16 protein-coding genes are annotated in these 15,526 nt (G+C 58.3%); 12 read left to right on the plus strand and 4 right to left on the minus strand.

Annotated elements, in window-relative coordinates; translation table 11 throughout:
- Window positions 1-246: 246 nt before the first annotated feature.
- Window positions 247-969: a transcriptional repressor LexA gene (lexA, locus tag G6L97_RS05290; RefSeq protein WP_003512859.1), complete on the minus strand. Its 723-nt coding sequence runs from the start codon at window positions 967-969 to the stop codon at window positions 247-249.
- A 211-nt stretch (window positions 970-1,180) separates the two neighbouring features.
- On the opposite strand from lexA, the gene G6L97_RS05295 reads away from it, so the two are divergent.
- The 11 genes from G6L97_RS05295 to lipA all read left to right on the plus strand — a co-directional run bounded on the left by G6L97_RS05295 (window position 1,181) and on the right by lipA (window position 12,571).
- Complete coding sequence (locus tag G6L97_RS05295) at window positions 1,181-2,062, plus strand: VOC family protein (protein ID WP_111783097.1); 882 nt, start codon at window positions 1,181-1,183, stop codon at window positions 2,060-2,062.
- On the plus strand, window positions 2,062-2,907 hold the full coding sequence (gene kdsA / locus G6L97_RS05300) for a 3-deoxy-8-phosphooctulonate synthase (RefSeq protein ID WP_111783096.1): 846 nt from the start codon (window positions 2,062-2,064) through the stop codon (window positions 2,905-2,907). Before G6L97_RS05295 ends, kdsA begins: the two co-directional genes overlap by 1 nt.
- Window positions 2,908-3,054: 147 nt before the next feature.
- Window positions 3,055-4,329 carry a phosphopyruvate hydratase gene (eno, locus tag G6L97_RS05305; RefSeq protein WP_003512870.1) on the plus strand — a complete coding sequence of 425 codons (1,275 nt, stop codon included), beginning with the start codon at window positions 3,055-3,057 and terminating at the stop codon, window positions 4,327-4,329.
- A 336-nt stretch (window positions 4,330-4,665) separates the two neighbouring features.
- The gene (locus G6L97_RS05310) at window positions 4,666-4,983 is read left to right on the plus strand and encodes an FtsB family cell division protein (RefSeq protein WP_003512872.1); all 318 of its coding nucleotides are present in this window, start codon (window positions 4,666-4,668) and stop codon (window positions 4,981-4,983) included.
- A gap of 153 nt (window positions 4,984-5,136) precedes the next feature.
- A complete protein-coding gene (gene pdhA / locus G6L97_RS05315) occupies window positions 5,137-6,180 on the plus strand; it encodes a pyruvate dehydrogenase (acetyl-transferring) E1 component subunit alpha (protein ID WP_003512874.1) in 1,044 nt (347 codons plus the stop codon).
- A 17-nt stretch (window positions 6,181-6,197) separates the two neighbouring features.
- A complete protein-coding gene (locus G6L97_RS05320; RefSeq protein ID WP_003512876.1) occupies window positions 6,198-7,619 on the plus strand; it encodes a pyruvate dehydrogenase complex E1 component subunit beta in 1,422 nt (473 codons plus the stop codon).
- Between the two features lie 14 nt (window positions 7,620-7,633).
- Window positions 7,634-9,004 (plus strand): pyruvate dehydrogenase complex dihydrolipoamide acetyltransferase, encoded by a 1,371-nt coding sequence (locus G6L97_RS05325; RefSeq protein ID WP_111783095.1) that lies wholly within the window; start codon window positions 7,634-7,636, stop codon window positions 9,002-9,004.
- Between the two features lie 12 nt (window positions 9,005-9,016).
- Entirely contained in the window at window positions 9,017-9,661 is a 645-nt protein-coding gene (locus tag G6L97_RS05330; protein WP_111783094.1) for an SGNH/GDSL hydrolase family protein, read from the plus strand.
- A gap of 58 nt (window positions 9,662-9,719) precedes the next feature.
- Window positions 9,720-11,165, plus strand: a complete 1,446-nt coding sequence (gene lpdA, locus G6L97_RS05335) for a dihydrolipoyl dehydrogenase (protein WP_013636031.1) — start codon at window positions 9,720-9,722, stop codon at window positions 11,163-11,165.
- Window positions 11,166-11,246: 81 nt separating this feature from the next.
- Window positions 11,247-11,495: a GlsB/YeaQ/YmgE family stress response membrane protein gene (locus G6L97_RS05340; RefSeq protein WP_003512885.1), complete on the plus strand. Its 249-nt coding sequence runs from the start codon at window positions 11,247-11,249 to the stop codon at window positions 11,493-11,495.
- 104 nt (window positions 11,496-11,599) lie between these two features.
- Complete coding sequence (lipA, locus tag G6L97_RS05345; protein ID WP_003512887.1) at window positions 11,600-12,571, plus strand: lipoyl synthase; 972 nt, start codon at window positions 11,600-11,602, stop codon at window positions 12,569-12,571.
- Between the two features lie 30 nt (window positions 12,572-12,601).
- On the opposite strand, the gene G6L97_RS05350 is transcribed toward lipA, so the two are convergent.
- From G6L97_RS05350 to G6L97_RS05360, 3 genes are all read right to left on the minus strand, one after another.
- Window positions 12,602-13,579 (minus strand): DMT family transporter, encoded by a 978-nt coding sequence (locus tag G6L97_RS05350; RefSeq protein ID WP_111783093.1) that lies wholly within the window; start codon window positions 13,577-13,579, stop codon window positions 12,602-12,604.
- 95 nt (window positions 13,580-13,674) lie between these two features.
- Entirely contained in the window at window positions 13,675-14,409 is a 735-nt protein-coding gene (locus tag G6L97_RS05355; RefSeq protein WP_041694384.1) for a helix-turn-helix transcriptional regulator, read from the minus strand.
- A 114-nt stretch (window positions 14,410-14,523) separates the two neighbouring features.
- Entirely contained in the window at window positions 14,524-14,700 is a 177-nt protein-coding gene (locus G6L97_RS05360; protein ID WP_003512893.1) for a hypothetical protein, read from the minus strand.
- 248 nt (window positions 14,701-14,948) lie between these two features.
- On the opposite strand from G6L97_RS05360, the gene G6L97_RS05365 reads away from it, so the two are divergent.
- The gene (locus G6L97_RS05365; protein ID WP_111783092.1) at window positions 14,949-15,518 is read left to right on the plus strand and encodes a P-loop NTPase family protein; all 570 of its coding nucleotides are present in this window, start codon (window positions 14,949-14,951) and stop codon (window positions 15,516-15,518) included.
- Window positions 15,519-15,526 lie beyond the last annotated feature (8 nt).

Genomic DNA, 15,526 nt, shown 5'->3' on the forward strand with positions numbered 1-15,526 from the left:
AAACAGCGGATGGGATCGCTTCGACAATTACAGCGAGCAGCCCATTCGCCACCACGCCTGTAGCGAAACCGAAGCATCTTTATGGAGCAGGAACTCAGTTTAGAAAGGGCAACGCGCATAGGCTGAATGGCGCATATCCTCGTGCACCCGCAAAAGCACGCCACGTTTGGAAACAGCCAAACCCGATATAGGCGCCATCTTCACGATGACGCCTATTGTAAAGCGAATACGTTCGGTTCGATAAGATCAATGGTAGCGGCGGATCAGCCCAACCAGCTTGCCCTGAATTTTCACCCGGTCGGGCCCGAAGATACGGGTCTCATAGGCTGGGTTTGCCGCCTCGAGCGCAATGGAGGCTCCCTTGCGGCGAAAGCGCTTCAGCGTGGCTTCCTCGTCATCCACCAGAGCCACAACGATATCCCCGGGATTGGCGGTGTTGCCGTTGCGGATGATGACTGTGTCGCCGTCGAAAATGCCGGCCTCGATCATCGAATCACCCTTGACCTCAAGCGCGTAATGTTCGCCCGTGCCAAGCATGTCTACTGGCACTGCCACATCATGGGTGTTGTTCTGGATGGCGGAAATTGGCACGCCCGCGGCGATGCGGCCCATGACCGGCACGGTGACAGCCCCGCCCAGATCGTTGGCCGGCGTCTTGGGGGCAGGGGCCGGTTCCGGCGTTTTGGGTTTGCCAAGGCTGCCTTCGATAACGCTTGGCGAAAAGCCGCGCTGCGGCCTTGCGCCCGGCGTATAAGCCTCGGGCAGTTTGATGACTTCCAGCGCCCGAGCTCTATTCGGTAGCCGACGAATGAACCCGCGCTCTTCGAGAGCGGTTATCAGGCGGTGGATGCCGGATTTCGAAGCAAGATCGAGTGCGTCCTTCATTTCATCGAAGGAGGGCGGCACGCCGGACTCTTTCATTCGTTCATGAATGAAGAGAAGCAATTCCTGCTGTTTGCGCGTGAGCATGAGGAAAACACCCTTTAGAATCGTAGTGGAAGTCGCGAAACAAATACAGAACGAACACTATATGTTCCATATGTGTTCTGCAATCCCCTAAAATTTCGTGAAGGTGCCATCTGTTGCTGTGATGATTTGCCTCATAGGACGCAATTGTGCTTTTGTGCGGTCAAAACCGTCCCGGCATGCTCCGGGCGGAAGGCCAGCAGGATACATTTTCATGACGAAACCCTATAGCGTTGACCATCTCGTTTTGCCCGTGGAAGTCATAGGCGTCGCCGTGAAGCGCCTCGTCAGTCTTGGCTTTACGGTTGCGCCGGAGGCTCTGCATCCTTTCGGCACCCAAAATGCCTGCGTATTTTTCGCCGATGGCACCTATCTGGAGCCGCTCGCAATTGCTGATCCGGCTAAATATAATACGTCAATAGAGAGGGGTGATGTGTTCACCGGCAGGGACGTGGCTTTCCGGCAACGGGACGGGCAGGAGGGTTTTTCGGCTCTTGTCGCCAGAACTGAAGACGCCTTGGTTGACCATGAGCGGTTTCGGGCAGCCGGCCTTTCGGCGGGCGATGTTTTCGAGTTTTCGCGGCCTGTTCGGATGCCGGATGGCTCGCAAGGCGAGGCGGCGTTCCGGCTGGCTTTTGCGGCAAGCGGGGCGGCCGCGGATTTCTTTTTGTTCAGTTGTCAACGGCTTCAAGCCCTTCCGGGCGATCGCACCATGCTGGAGCGCCACGCCAATGGTGTCACCGGCCTCAGTGAAATCGTCCTGTTTTCCGGCGGCGACATGAAGGTGGCGGGCCTGATCGAGACGGTGTTTGGCTGTGAAGGCAAATGGTCTCCGGGCGGTGATATGGTTTTCGCGACCGGCAATGCCAGCATCAGATTGACCGGAAAACCGCCTTTCGGCGGGCAGGCCCTGAATGCTCAGGATGGCAACGAAGGCGGATTGCGCGGCGCGGGCATCGTCTTTTCGTCACACGATCTTGCCGTGACAGAGGCGGTGCTTGCTGCTAATGGCGTGTCCTGCGCAAAAGCGGACGGCCGTCTGGTGGTGCCCGCGGCACCCGGTCAGGGCGTTGCCTTCGCCTTCGAGGAAAAATGATGAGCGTTACGAACAATCTTAAAGTCACCGCCGGCGATGGCGCCAGCAAGGTTTCCTTCTCGAATACCGAGCGGTTTTCGCTGATTGCCGGCCCCTGCCAGATGGAAAGCCGCGAACATGCCTTCATGATCGCTGGCGTCCTGAAGGAGCTTTGCGACAAGCTGGGAATAGGGCTTGTCTACAAGTCCTCTTTCGACAAGGCGAACCGCACTTCGCTTTCCGGAAAACGCGGCATCGGCCTGGATAACGCGATGCAGGTTTTTGCCGATCTCAAGAAGGAATTCGGTTTTCCTGTTCTGACCGACATCCACACGGAAGAGCAATGCGCCATCGTTTCCGAGGTAGTGGACGTGCTGCAGATCCCGGCGTTCCTCAGCCGCCAGACCGATCTTCTCGTTGCCGCCGCCAAGACCGGCCGCGTCATCAACGTCAAGAAAGGCCAGTTTCTGGCGCCTTGGGACATGAAGAACGTGCTTGCCAAGCTCAATGAGAGCGGCAATCCGAATGTGATGTTGTGCGAGCGCGGCGCGTCCTTCGGTTACAACACGCTGGTTTCCGACATGCGCTCTTTGCCGATCATGGCAGCGCTCGGCGCACCTGTCGTGTTCGATGCCACCCATTCGGTGCAGCAGCCGGGCGGGCAGGGCGGCTCCACAGGTGGCCAGCGCGAATTCGTCGAGACGTTGGCGCGTGCGGCCGTTGCGGTTGGCGTGGCCGGCCTCTTCATCGAGACGCATGAGGATCCGGACAATGCGCCGTCAGACGGCCCTAACATGGTCCATCTGAAGGACATGCCGAAAATGCTCGAAAAGCTTCTGGCTTTCGACGCGATTACGAAAGCCTGATCGGCTGACCGTGACGGCGGGCACTTTTGTGCCAATCGATTTTAATGGCGGGCGGGCCGTTTCCGCTGCCCACCGTCATTGTAATTTCTTCGCCATCGTCTAAGACAGGCGACGGAAAATATCTGTTCCATTCCCAAGGGAGAGACCATGACTGCCATTACCGATATCATCGCGCGCGAAATTCTCGACAGCCGCGGCAATCCGACCGTTGAAGTCGACGTTTATCTCGAAGACGGCTCCATGGGCCGTGCCGCCGTTCCCTCCGGCGCCTCCACCGGCGCGCATGAGGCGGTTGAGCTGCGCGATGGCGGCAAGCGTTATCTCGGCAAGGGCGTGGAAAAGGCGGTCGAAGCCGTCAATACGGAAATCTTCGACGCGATTGGCGGTTTCGACGCTGAAAACCAGATCCAGATCGACCAGATGATGATCGCGCTCGACGGCACGCCGAACAAGTCGCGCATCGGCGCCAACGCCATCCTCGGCGTGTCGCTCGCCGTTGCGAAGGCTGCCGCTGAAGCGTCCGGCCTGCCGCTTTACCGTTATGTCGGCGGCCCGAACGCGCATCTGCTGCCGGTTCCGATGATGAACATCATCAACGGCGGCGCGCATGCCGATAACCCCATCGACTTCCAGGAATTCATGATCCTGCCGGTCGGCGCAGAAAATATTCGCGAAGCCGTGCGCATGGGCTCCGAAGTCTTCCATACGCTGAAAAAAGAACTGTCCGCACAGGGCCACAACACCAATGTCGGCGATGAGGGCGGTTTTGCACCGGGTCTCGAAAGCGCGCCGGCAGCACTCGATTTCATCATGAAGTCGATCGAAAAGGCTGGCTACCGTCCGGGCGACGACATGTTCATCGGTCTCGACTGTGCGGCGACCGAATTCTTCAAGAACGGCAATTACGTTTATGAAGGCGAAGGCAAGACCCGTTCGCCGATCGAGCAGGCCGAATACCTGGCCGAGCTCGTGGCGAAATATCCGATCATCTCCGTCGAAGACGGCATGGCTGAAGACGACTGGGATGGCTGGAAGGCGCTGACCGATCTCATTGGCAACAAGTGCCAGCTGGTGGGCGACGATCTTTTCGTCACTAACTCCGCCCGCCTTCGCGATGGTATCAAGATGGGTGTCGCCAACTCCATCCTAGTCAAGGTCAACCAGATCGGTTCGCTTTCCGAGACGCTGGACGCAGTCGAAACTGCGCACAAGGCAGGTTACACCGCCGTCATGTCGCACCGTTCGGGCGAAACGGAAGATTCCACCATCGCCGATCTCGCGGTTGCAACCAACTGCGGTCAGATCAAGACCGGCTCGCTTGCCCGTTCCGACCGGCTCGCAAAGTACAACCAGCTTATCCGCATTGAAGAAATGCTTGGCCCGCAGGCTGCTTACGCCGGCCGTTCGATCCTGCGCGGATAATCCGCGTTCGGGTTTCGCGATATGGCCCGCCGCCTGGCGGGTCAGTCTCAGGGATGGGCGGTTTATCCGCACTGCTCACTCCCGAGTTGATCTGGGGTTCAGTCAGGCCAGGTCCCTGGGTTGAAAGGGCTCTTTTCACGGCGAAGACGCGCTGTGGCTTGATGCCGGATCACGCTCGGCATAACGAACTCTCTCTGATATCGTCGTCATTATTAGCCCGCCTCTGGCGGGCTTTTTTGCGTCTATCAGTCGCGCGGAATTTAAGGTCAACGGATAGTTAAACAATCCGCATTAGTCTCGAGACTCACATTATGCGTTTTAAGGCTTCTCTCCGGCATGTGGACCAGACATCATAAAAAGAGACGATTCGGCCGTTTGATCGTTCCGGCCATTACGATCGCTTTTCTTTCCTATTTCGGGTATCATTCCATCCACGGCGACTTCGGCCTTCAGGCGACGGAGCGGCTGGAGCGGCAGCGTATTGCCAGAACGGCAGAGCTTGCCAAGCTGACGCAGGCGCGCGTTGCGCTGGAGCGGCAGGTCGAATTATTGAGCGACGGTTCTCTCGAACGTGACATGATTGACGAGATTTCCCGTTATCAGTTGAATATGTCCCGTACGGACGAAATTGTCATCATGAATACCTACTTCTAATTAACCGAAATCAAGTTAATTAATGATTTGTGATTTATTCACAGCACTTTAGCATGAATATGTGCCATGCGTTTAAAGCATTGCTGCATGGCATTTTCTTGCATATGGTACGCGCCAATCTATCCATTCAAACGACAACTCAGGGAGGGATGAATGGCGCCGCGAAAAACCGCGTCCGTATCCGGCCGAAAGACAACGGCAAAGGCTGCAGGCGAATTCACCGGTAAGAACAGCCCGGACTTTTCGAAGGAAGAAGAGCTTCACGCCTATCGTGAGATGCTTCTCATCCGTCGCTTCGAGGAAAAGGCCGGCCAGCTTTACGGCATGGGCTTCATCGGTGGTTTCTGTCACCTCTACATCGGTCAGGAAGCCGTTGTTGTCGGCATGCAGATGTCTCAGAAGGAAGGCGATCAGGTCATCACCGCTTACCGTGACCACGGCCATATGTTGGCTCTGGGCATGAGCGCGCGTGGCGTCATGGCCGAATTGACCGGTCGCAAGGGCGGCCTGTCGAAGGGCAAGGGCGGCTCGATGCACATGTTCTCCAAGGAGAAACATTTCTACGGCGGCCACGGCATCGTCGGTGCGCAGGTTTCGCTCGGAACCGGTCTTGCCTTCGCCAATAAATATCGCGGCAACGACAATGTCTCCGTGACCTATTTCGGTGACGGCGCCGCCAACCAGGGTCAGGTCTACGAGAGCTTCAACATGGCCGCTCTCTGGAAACTGCCGATCATCTATATCGTTGAAAACAACCGTTACGCCATGGGCACCTCGACCGCCCGCGCCACCGCACAGTCGAACTATTCGCTGCGCGGCCAGTCCTTCGGCATTCCCGGCATCCAGGTGGATGGCATGGATGTGCGCGCCGTAAAGGCCGCCGCCGATCAGGCGCTGGAACATTGCCGCTCGGGCAAGGGTCCGATCATTCTGGAAATGCTGACCTACCGTTACCGTGGTCACTCCATGTCCGACCCGGCGAAATACCGTTCGAAAGACGAAGTGCAGAAGATGCGCTCCGAACATGACCCGATCGAGCAGGTCAAGGCACGGCTTCTGGAGCAGGGCTGGGCAAGCGAAGACGAGTTGAAGGCCATCGACAAGGATGTCCGTGATATTGTCGCCGATAGCGCAGACTTCGCCCAGAACGACCCAGAGCCGGATGTATCCGAGCTCTACACCGACATTCTGCTCTGATCGGGAAAGGGAAACCCATGCCAGTAGAAATTCTTATGCCCGCCCTTTCCCCGACCATGGAGGAAGGCACGCTTTCCAAATGGCTTAAAAAGGAAGGCGACAAGGTCACATCCGGCGACGTGATTGCCGAGATCGAGACCGACAAGGCGACCATGGAAGTGGAAGCTGTGGATGAAGGTGTTATCGGCAAGCTGCTGATCGACGCCGGCACCGAAGGCGTCAAGGTCAACACGCCGATCGCCGTTCTCATCCAGGAAGGCGAAAGCGCTGCCGACATTTCTTCTTCTGCCAAGAAGGAAGAGCCGAAGGCTGAAGCTGCAAATTCCGATTCGGATGCCGCAGGCGGCAAGACCCGCGAAGCATCCGAGGAGCCGAGCGCTGCCAAGGAAGCCGCAAAGGTTCCGGCAGCACCTAAGATCGAAGTCGCTGCCGATCCGGATATTCCTGAAGGCACGGAAATGGTGATGACGACGGTGCGTGAAGCGCTGCGCGACGCCATGGCCGAAGAAATGCGCGCCGACGAAAAAGTCTTCGTCATGGGTGAGGAAGTCGCCGAATATCAGGGCGCTTACAAGATTACCCAAGGCCTGTTGCAGGAATTCGGCGAGCGCCGCGTCATCGACACCCCGATCACCGAGCACGGTTTTGCCGGTATCGGCGTCGGTGCGGCAATGACGGGCCTGCGGCCCATCGTCGAATTCATGACCTTCAACTTCGCCATGCAGGCGATCGACCAGATCGTCAACTCGGCTGCGAAGACGCTTTACATGTCGGGCGGCCAGATGGGTGCGCCGATGGTGTTCCGTGGCCCCTCGGGTGCTGCTGCCCGCGTTGGCGCTCAGCATTCGCAATGTTACGCCGCATGGTACAGCCATATTCCGGGCCTCAAGGTCGTCATGCCCTACACGGCAGCGGACGCCAAGGGTCTCCTGAAGGCAGCCATCCGCGATCCGAATCCGGTCATCTTCCTTGAGAATGAAATTCTCTACGGCCAGAGCTTCGAAGTGCCGAAGCTCGACGATTTCGTGCTGCCGATCGGCAAGGCGCGCATTCACCGCAAGGGCAAGGATGCGACGATCGTTTCCTTCGGCATCGGCATGACCTACGCAATCAAGGCGGTTGCGGAACTCGAAAAGCTCGGCATCGACGTCGAACTGATCGACCTTCGCACCATCCGTCCGATGGATCTGCCCACCGTCATCGAATCGGTCAAGAAGACCGGTCGTCTGGTCACCGTCGAGGAAGGCTTCCCGCAGTCATCGGTTGGTGACTTCATCGCCAATCAGGTCATGCGTGCCGCTTTCGACTATCTCGATGCGCCGATCCTGACGATTGCCGGCAAAGACGTTCCGATGCCTTACGCGGCAAACCTCGAAAAGCTGGCTTTGCCGAACGTCGATGAAGTCGTTCAGGCTGTCAAAACCGTCTGCTACAAGTAAGGGGAGGCGTTTCGATGCCGATAAACATCACCATGCCTGCCCTTTCTCCCACCATGGAAGAGGGCAATCTGGCCAAGTGGCTGGTCAAGGAAGGCGACAAGGTCGCACCCGGTGACGTGATCGCCGAGATCGAGACCGACAAGGCAACCATGGAAGTGGAAGCCGTCGATGAGGGCACGGTCGCCAAGCTCGTGGTTCCCGCAGGCACGGAAGCGGTCAAGGTCAACGCCCTGATCGCTATCCTCGCCGCCGATGGCGAGGATGTGGCTGAGGCAGCAAAGGGCGGCAATGCTGCTCCTGCCGCGTCCCAGGCCAAAGCCGAGGCTCCGAAGCAAGAAGCTGCAAAGGCCGAAGCGCCAAAGGAAGAAGCTGTCCCAGCCAAGGCTGAAAAGCCAGTTGCCGACCAGTCCTCCGCACCTTCCACCCCGGCCCCGGTTGCAAAATCCGGCGAGCGCATCTTCGCTTCGCCGCTTGCCCGTCGTCTCGCCAAGGAAGCCGGTCTCGACCTCACGGCCGTGTCCGGTTCCGGCCCGCATGGCCGTATCGTCAAGACTGACGTGGAAAAGGCTGCCGCTTCTGGTGGTGCGAAGGCTGCTCCTGCCGCCGCAGCATCCGCAGGCGCACCAGCTGCCGCACTTGCCAAGGGCCCGTCCGAAGAAGCTGTTCTCAAGCTGTTCGAACCCGGTTCTTACGAACTGGTGCCGCATGACGGCATGCGCAAGGTCATCGCCAAGCGTCTGGTCGAATCCAAGCAGACCGTTCCGCATTTCTACGTTTCCGTGGATTGCGAACTGGATACGCTTCTGGCGCTGCGCGCCCAGCTCAACGCCGCCGCTCCCGAAAAGGACGGCAAGCCCGCCTACAAGCTTTCGGTCAACGACATGGTCATCAAGGCGCTGGCTCTCGCGCTGCGCGATGTGCCTGATGCCAACGTCTCCTGGACGGAAAGCAACATGGTCAAGCACAAGCATTCGGATGTCGGCGTTGCCGTTTCCATTCCGGGTGGCCTGATCACGCCGATCATCCGCAAGGCGGAAGAGAAGTCGCTCTCCACCATCTCCAACGAGATGAAGGACTACGGCAAGCGCGCCAAGGAGCGCAAGCTGAAGCCCGAGGAGTATCAGGGCGGCACGACGGCCGTGTCCAACATGGGCATGATGGGCGTCAAGAGCTTCTCCGCCGTCATCAACCCGCCGCACGCCACCATTCTGGCAGTCGGCGCGGGTGAAGAACGCGCTGTCGTGAAGAACGGCGAGATCAAGATCGCCAATGTCATGACGGTTACGCTCTCCACCGACCATCGTTGCGTCGATGGCGCGCTCGGAGCCGAGCTGATCGGTGCCTTCAAGCGCTACATCGAAAACCCGATGGGCATGCTGGTTTGATCGGAGAGTGAGATGGTGAAGTCGGTCCTCTGCTTTGGCGATTCCCTGACATGGGGATCAGATGCGGAAACGGGTGGCCGGCATAGCCATGACGATCTTTGGCCGAGCGTCTTGCAAAAGGCGCTCGGGCCTGATGTGAAGGTGATCCACGAAGGGCTGGGTGGACGAACCACCGCCTATGATGATCATACCGCTGATTGCGATCGCAACGGTGCAAGGCTCTTGCCGACGCTTCTGCACAGCCACGCGCGGCTTGACCTGGTCATCATCATGCTCGGCACCAACGACTTGAAACCGTCGATTCATGGCTCGGCCATCGTCGCGATGAAGGGTGTGGAGCGGCTGGTCAAACTGGTGCGCAACCATGTCTGGCAGGTGCCGGACTGGGAAGCGCCGGATGTTCTGATCGTCGCGCCGCCGCAACTGTGCGAAACGGCCAACCCCGTGATGGGCGCTATCTTTCGCGATGCGATCGATGAATCGGCGATGCTCGCGCCGGTCTACCGGGATTTGGCCGACGATCTCGATTGCGGATTTTTCGATGCGGGGTCAGTTGCCCGCACGACGCCCGTAGACGGCGTTCATCTCGATGCTGAAAACACGCGGGCCATCGGGCGCGGGCTGGAGCCCGTCGTTCGCATGATGCTCGGACTTTGACAACAATTCTCGTTTCGGAACGGCATGCCGTGACCCGATAGGACAAGGCAGGATACCTATGGCTCAATCTTATGACGTCATCATCATCGGTTCGGGACCGGGCGGTTATATTGCCGCGATTCGCGCTGCCCAGCTCGGCATGAAGGTTGCCGTGGTCGAGCGCGAGCACCTTGCAGGCATCTGCTCCAACTGGGGCTGCATTCCCACCAAGGCGCTGCTGCGCACTGCCGATGTCTTGCATACGGCTCAGCACGCCAAGGATTACGGCCTGACGCTCGAAGGCTCGATCAAGCCTGATGTCAAGGCGATCGTTGATCGTTCGCGCGGCATCGCGCACCGCATGAACAACGGCGTCGGTTTCCTGTTCAAGAAGAACAAGGTCGATATCATCTGGGGCGAGGCCAAGATCACCAAGCCTGGTGAAATCGTAGTTTCCAAGACCCAGAAGAAGCCTGTCGAACCGATGGGCCCGGTTCCGAAGAACACGCTGGGCGAGGGCACCTATACCGCCAAGCACATCATCGTCGCCACAGGCGCCCGCCCGCGCGCGCTTCCAGGCATCGAACCGGATGGCAAGCTGATCTGGACCTATTTCGAGGCAATGAAGCCGGAAGAACTGCCGAAGTCCCTGCTCGTCATGGGTTCCGGCGCCATCGGCATCGAATTCGCCAGCTTCTACCGCACCATGGGTGTCGACGTTACCGTCGTTGAAATCATGAGCCAGGTGATGCCGGTCGAAGATGCGGAGATATCTGCCTTCGCCAAGAAGCAGCTGGAGAAGCAGGGCATCAAGTTCCATCTGGAAACCAAGGTTGCCAAGGTCGAGAAGGCTGCTAATTCGGTTACTGCGACGCTCGAGAAGAAGGACGGTTCGTCCGAGAAGATCACCGCTGACCGGATGATTTCGGCTGTCGGCGTCGTCGCCAACATCGAAGGCATCGGCCTTGAGGCCGTCGGCGTGAAGACCGATCGCGGCTTCATCGTCATCGACGGTTACGGCAAGACCAACGTGCCTGGCGTCTACGCCATCGGCGATGTCGCCGGCCCGCCGCTGCTCGCCCACAAGGCCGAGCATGAGGCCGTGATCTGTGTTGAAAAGATCGCCGGTCTGCCGAATGTTCACCCTATGGACAAGCTCAAGATACCCGGCTGCACCTATTGCAACCCACAGGTCGCCTCTGTTGGTCTCACCGAAGCCAAGGCGAAGGAACTGGGCCGCGATATTCGCGTTGGCCGCTTCTCCTTTGCGGCCAACGGCAAGGCCGTGGCGCTCGGTGAAGATCAGGGCATGGTCAAGACCATCTTCGACAAGAAGACAGGCGAGTTGATCGGCGCGCACATGGTTGGTGCGGAAGTCACCGAACTCATTCAGGGCTTCGTGGTCGCCATGAACCTCGAGACCACCGAAGAGGAACTGATGCACACGATCTTCCCGCATCCGACCATTTCCGAGTCGATGAAGGAAAGCGTGCTCGACGCCTACGGACGTGTGCTGAACGCATGAGTGCCCCGTGATGCCCGGCATTGTCTAACCGTGCCGGGTGTCCCATATGTCTCAACGCTGGTTCTATAAGGGAGCGCGGGAATGGAAAATATCGGCTGGATTGCGGCAATCATCATCGGCGGTCTTGCCGGCTGGCTCGCCGGCAAACTCATGGATATGCGTTTCGGCATCTTCATGAATATCGTTCTCGGCATCGTCGGTTCGGTGGTTGCCGTTGCGGTGCTGAGAACCTTCGACGTTTTCGTGCAGGACAGCAGGCTCGGTTATTTCGTAACGTCCTTCATCGGCGCCAGCCTGTTGTTGTTCATGGCTAAGCTGGTACGGCGCTGACTAGGCTTCGTGCCCGGAAGGGGCTTACGCTTTTTCTGGAATTGTTCTAAAGCATCGCGTCAATAAATGTGATGATCGCGGCAAGCGATAGAAACAGGTTTCTTATGGTCACTATTCTCGACAGGACTTCGTCCGAAGAAAAGCGTATCCGCCACCCGGAAAAGGCCCATCGGCCCGATACCGAAGTCATGCGCAAGCCGGAATGGATCCGCGTCAAGGCGCCGACATCCAAAGGCTACCACGAGACGCGCGAACTGGTGCGCAGCCACAAGCTGGTGACGGTGTGCGAGGAAGCCGGCTGTCCAAATATCGGCGAATGCTGGGACAAGAAACACGCGACCTTCATGATCATGGGTGAGATCTGCACCCGCGCCTGCGCCTTCTGCAACGTCGCGACCGGCAAGCCCAATGCGCTTGACATGGACGAGCCGGAAAACGTCGCCAAGGCCGTCAAGCAGATGGGCCTCAGCCACGTCGTCATTACCTCGGTCGACCGCGACGATCTCGCCGATGGCGGCGCGGAGCACTTCGAAAAGGTGATCTGGGCGATCCGCGCTGCGTCTCCCAACACCACCATCGAAATTCTGACCCCGGACTTCCTGAAGAAGCCCGGCGCGCTGGAGCGTGTCGTCGCGGCGAAGCCCGATGTCTTCAACCACAATATGGAAACCGTTCCCGGCAATTACCTCACGGTTCGCCCCGGTGCGCGTTATTTCCATTCCGTGCGCCTGTTGCAGCGCGTCAAGGAACTGGACCCCACCATGTTCACCAAATCAGGCATCATGGTCGGCCTTGGCGAAGAGCGCAACGAAGTGCTGCAGTTGATGGACGATCTGCGCAGTGCTGACGTGGACTTCCTTACGATTGGCCAGTATCTGCAGCCAACACGCAAGCACCACAAGGTTGAGGCGTATGTCACGCCGGAGGAATTCAAGTCCTATGAGACGGTCGCCTATACCAAGGGCTTCCTGATGGTCTCCTCCAGCCCGCTGACGCGTTCTTCCCACCATGCGGGCGACGATTTTGCACGCCTGCGCGCAGCCCGCGAGAAGAAGCTTCTGGCCGCTGCGGAGTAAGTGGGCGGGGCGGGCAATTTCTCTCACGCGTCATCCTTGGGCTTGTCCGGAGGATGACGTTGCTGCTTTCACCTGAAGTCCGGCCACAACCTTCTCCGGCCGATGCGCGCGCATGCACAGGATGACGCTCAGCACGACTGAGGAAATCGCCAGGACTTCGACGATTGTTGGCCCACGACCTTCCCAGAGGAAACCATAGAGCAACGCAAAGAGCGTCTCGAACAGGATCATCTGCCCAACCATGGTGAGCGGCAGCAGGCGGCTCATGCGGTTCCAGAGAGCATTTCCGAGAATGGATGCGGTGAAACCGAGACCGGCGGCGATGGCCGCAAAATGCAGCCAGTCCTTGGAGCTATGGCTTTCCCCGCCGAAAGCAAAGGCCGGTATGGCGAGCGCCAGCGCCAGCCCGCCGGTCACCACACCCGTCATCATGTTCCAGTCGTCGGCGCTGACATCGTGAAGGCGTGACAGCCAGCGGGCATTGCCAACCGCAAAGGCCGTCCATGAGGCGAGCGCGCCAAGCGCACAGGCCAGCCCGATCAGGCGGGATACATCCAACCCCGCATCGCTTTCCGTCAGCGACTGCCAGGATATGCCGATAATGCCGATTGCGCCAAAGGCGAGCGACGGCCACAGACGCTTGAGCGATACCGCGCCATGATCGCGCGTGCCGATGATGGTGACGGCAACCGGCAGGAAGCCGATGATGATGGACGTGAAGGCAACGCCGCTCAGTTTCACCGCCGTTGATATGAAGACATAATAGGCGATGTTGCCGATCATGCTCAGCCAGCCGAGCGCGATCCATTCGCGCGCACCGAAATGGGCAGATACCCGTTTCAGGCGCGGTCCGATGATGACGAGCGAAATCAGCCCGTAGGTCAGGTAACGGGCCGTCGACAGTTGCAGGGCGGAAAAATCCGGTACGAGTTTCGGGGCGAGAAAGATCGCGCCCCAGAGTGCGCCCGCCATCATGCCGTAGATAACACCGAGGCTTGTCTTGTTCATGTCATGTCACATCCGCATTCACGATTGCCCGCGATGTGCCACAGCCACGTACGGCTGTCTTGACAAAAACTCCTGAGAGAAGAGGTGCTGTGCTTTCAGTGAATGCCGAAGGCCCGGCGATAAGCGGCAGGCGTTTTGCCCATCGCGTTGCGCATGGCGCGCGTCAGTGCCGTCTGGTCGGAGAAGCCGGCCCGCAAGGCAATTTCCGCAATCGGCAATGTGGAGTGGCGCAGCAATGCGCAGACCTTGTCCATGCGCAGCTCTGCAAGCCAGCGGTGAGGAGGGAGGTTGAACTCTTCCAGAAACAGCGCATGCAGGCGGCTATCGCTGATCGCGGCGCAGGATGCGAGCGTCTCGATGGTCCAGGGGAAAAATGGCTCCGCTCTGACGATCTCGCCCAGCGCATGCAGGCGGTGGCGGATATCGGTCTTTTCAGTCGCAAGGCTGTCGATCAGGAGCGGTGCCCAGAGGTTGGCAATATCCTCACGCGGCCCATCCGATCCGATGACGCCGCGCATGTAAGCGATCAGCTGCCGTGTATCCCGTGCGATATCGAGAAACGGCTTGTGGACAAATCTCTCCAGCACCTGTTCGGGAACAGCAGTTTCGTCGATATCGACCACCAGCGACCGGTTGATCGTCGTCGCTTCCTGTGTGTGCGATGTGTTGGGATGAATGAAGACCGCGCGCCCGGTGGACAATTCGTCCTGTAGCCCTGCTACATCGATCCGCAGACATCCCGAGACCGGAAGAACGATCTGCACGAAGCCGTGCCGTTCCTTCGGTCTTTCCTGCGTATAGGTTCTGATATCGGCGGATGCGGCGATCATGAGATTGTCATTTCCATCGTGCAAAGAAACGGCCGCCTCGAAAAGCGGCCGGTTTCAGTCCTGATTATGACATCGTCTTGAAGATTGGGCCAGCCGGCTTTATCGAACCGGCGTCTAACATTCTTCCTTGGCGGTCGATTCGCCGCGTTTGCGCTTGCGCAAAACCGGCTTGTTCTCTCTCGCCTCGCATTTCGCAACGTCGATGAGATAGGCAAGCATAGGCATTTCGTTCATCGATGCAAGTTGCTTGGCGGATTCGAGAAGGTTGATGATGTTGGAAAAATCGTCCATCGGCTCACTCAGTGGCTCAAAGCGGGTTATGTGGGTGTGAACCCAGGGATGAATAAGCGCGGTGAAAATGGGAGGTTCCAGCGCCGTTGCATCCCATGGGTGTAATATTAGTCGCAAATAAATAGCAATCCCTGCGAGGGGGTTGCAATAGTTAAATTTCCGTAACATCGGACGCCGCGGCCATGCCGCCGCAGAGTAATAGCCGCGCTATTTAAAAATGGCATGGTGGCGAAGACGAGGTTTATTCGATGCCGAACTATCTTGAAAACGTGGAGGACGCGGCTGCGATTATCGCATCTGCGCAGCGTATTTCGGTCGTTGGTTGCTCCGGAGGCGGAAAATCGACGCTTTCCCGGAAGCTCGTAAGACGCTTTGGATTTGAATACATTTCCATGGATCGCGATATTTTCTGGTTGCCAGGCTGGCATGCACGCCCGCGCCAAGAACAGCGACAAAGGATTGCCGCTATCGTCGCCAAAGACCGGTGGCTGATGGACGGCAGCAATCCATCGTCTTTCGACATGCGTCTGCCGAGATCCGACATCGTCCTTTGGGTGCGCATGCCGCGCTGGCTTTGCCTTTGGGGCGCCATCACCCGGATTGCCAAGGGGTATGGCAAGGCGCGTCCTGAAATGGCTGAAGGGTGCCCCGAAAGACTGGATCTCGATTTCCTGCGCTATATCTGGAATTTCGAACGCCGGCACGCCCCGATCTTCGAGCAGAATTTCGCGCTTTATGGTCCCAACGTGCCGGTATTCCAGCTTAAAAGCCGAAAACAGCTTCGCCGCCTTCTTGATCTTCTTGTTATCGAGGATTAACTCCCGCT

The organism is Agrobacterium tumefaciens (assembly GCF_013318015.2).
GTDB lineage: Bacteria > Pseudomonadota > Alphaproteobacteria > Rhizobiales > Rhizobiaceae > Agrobacterium > Agrobacterium tumefaciens.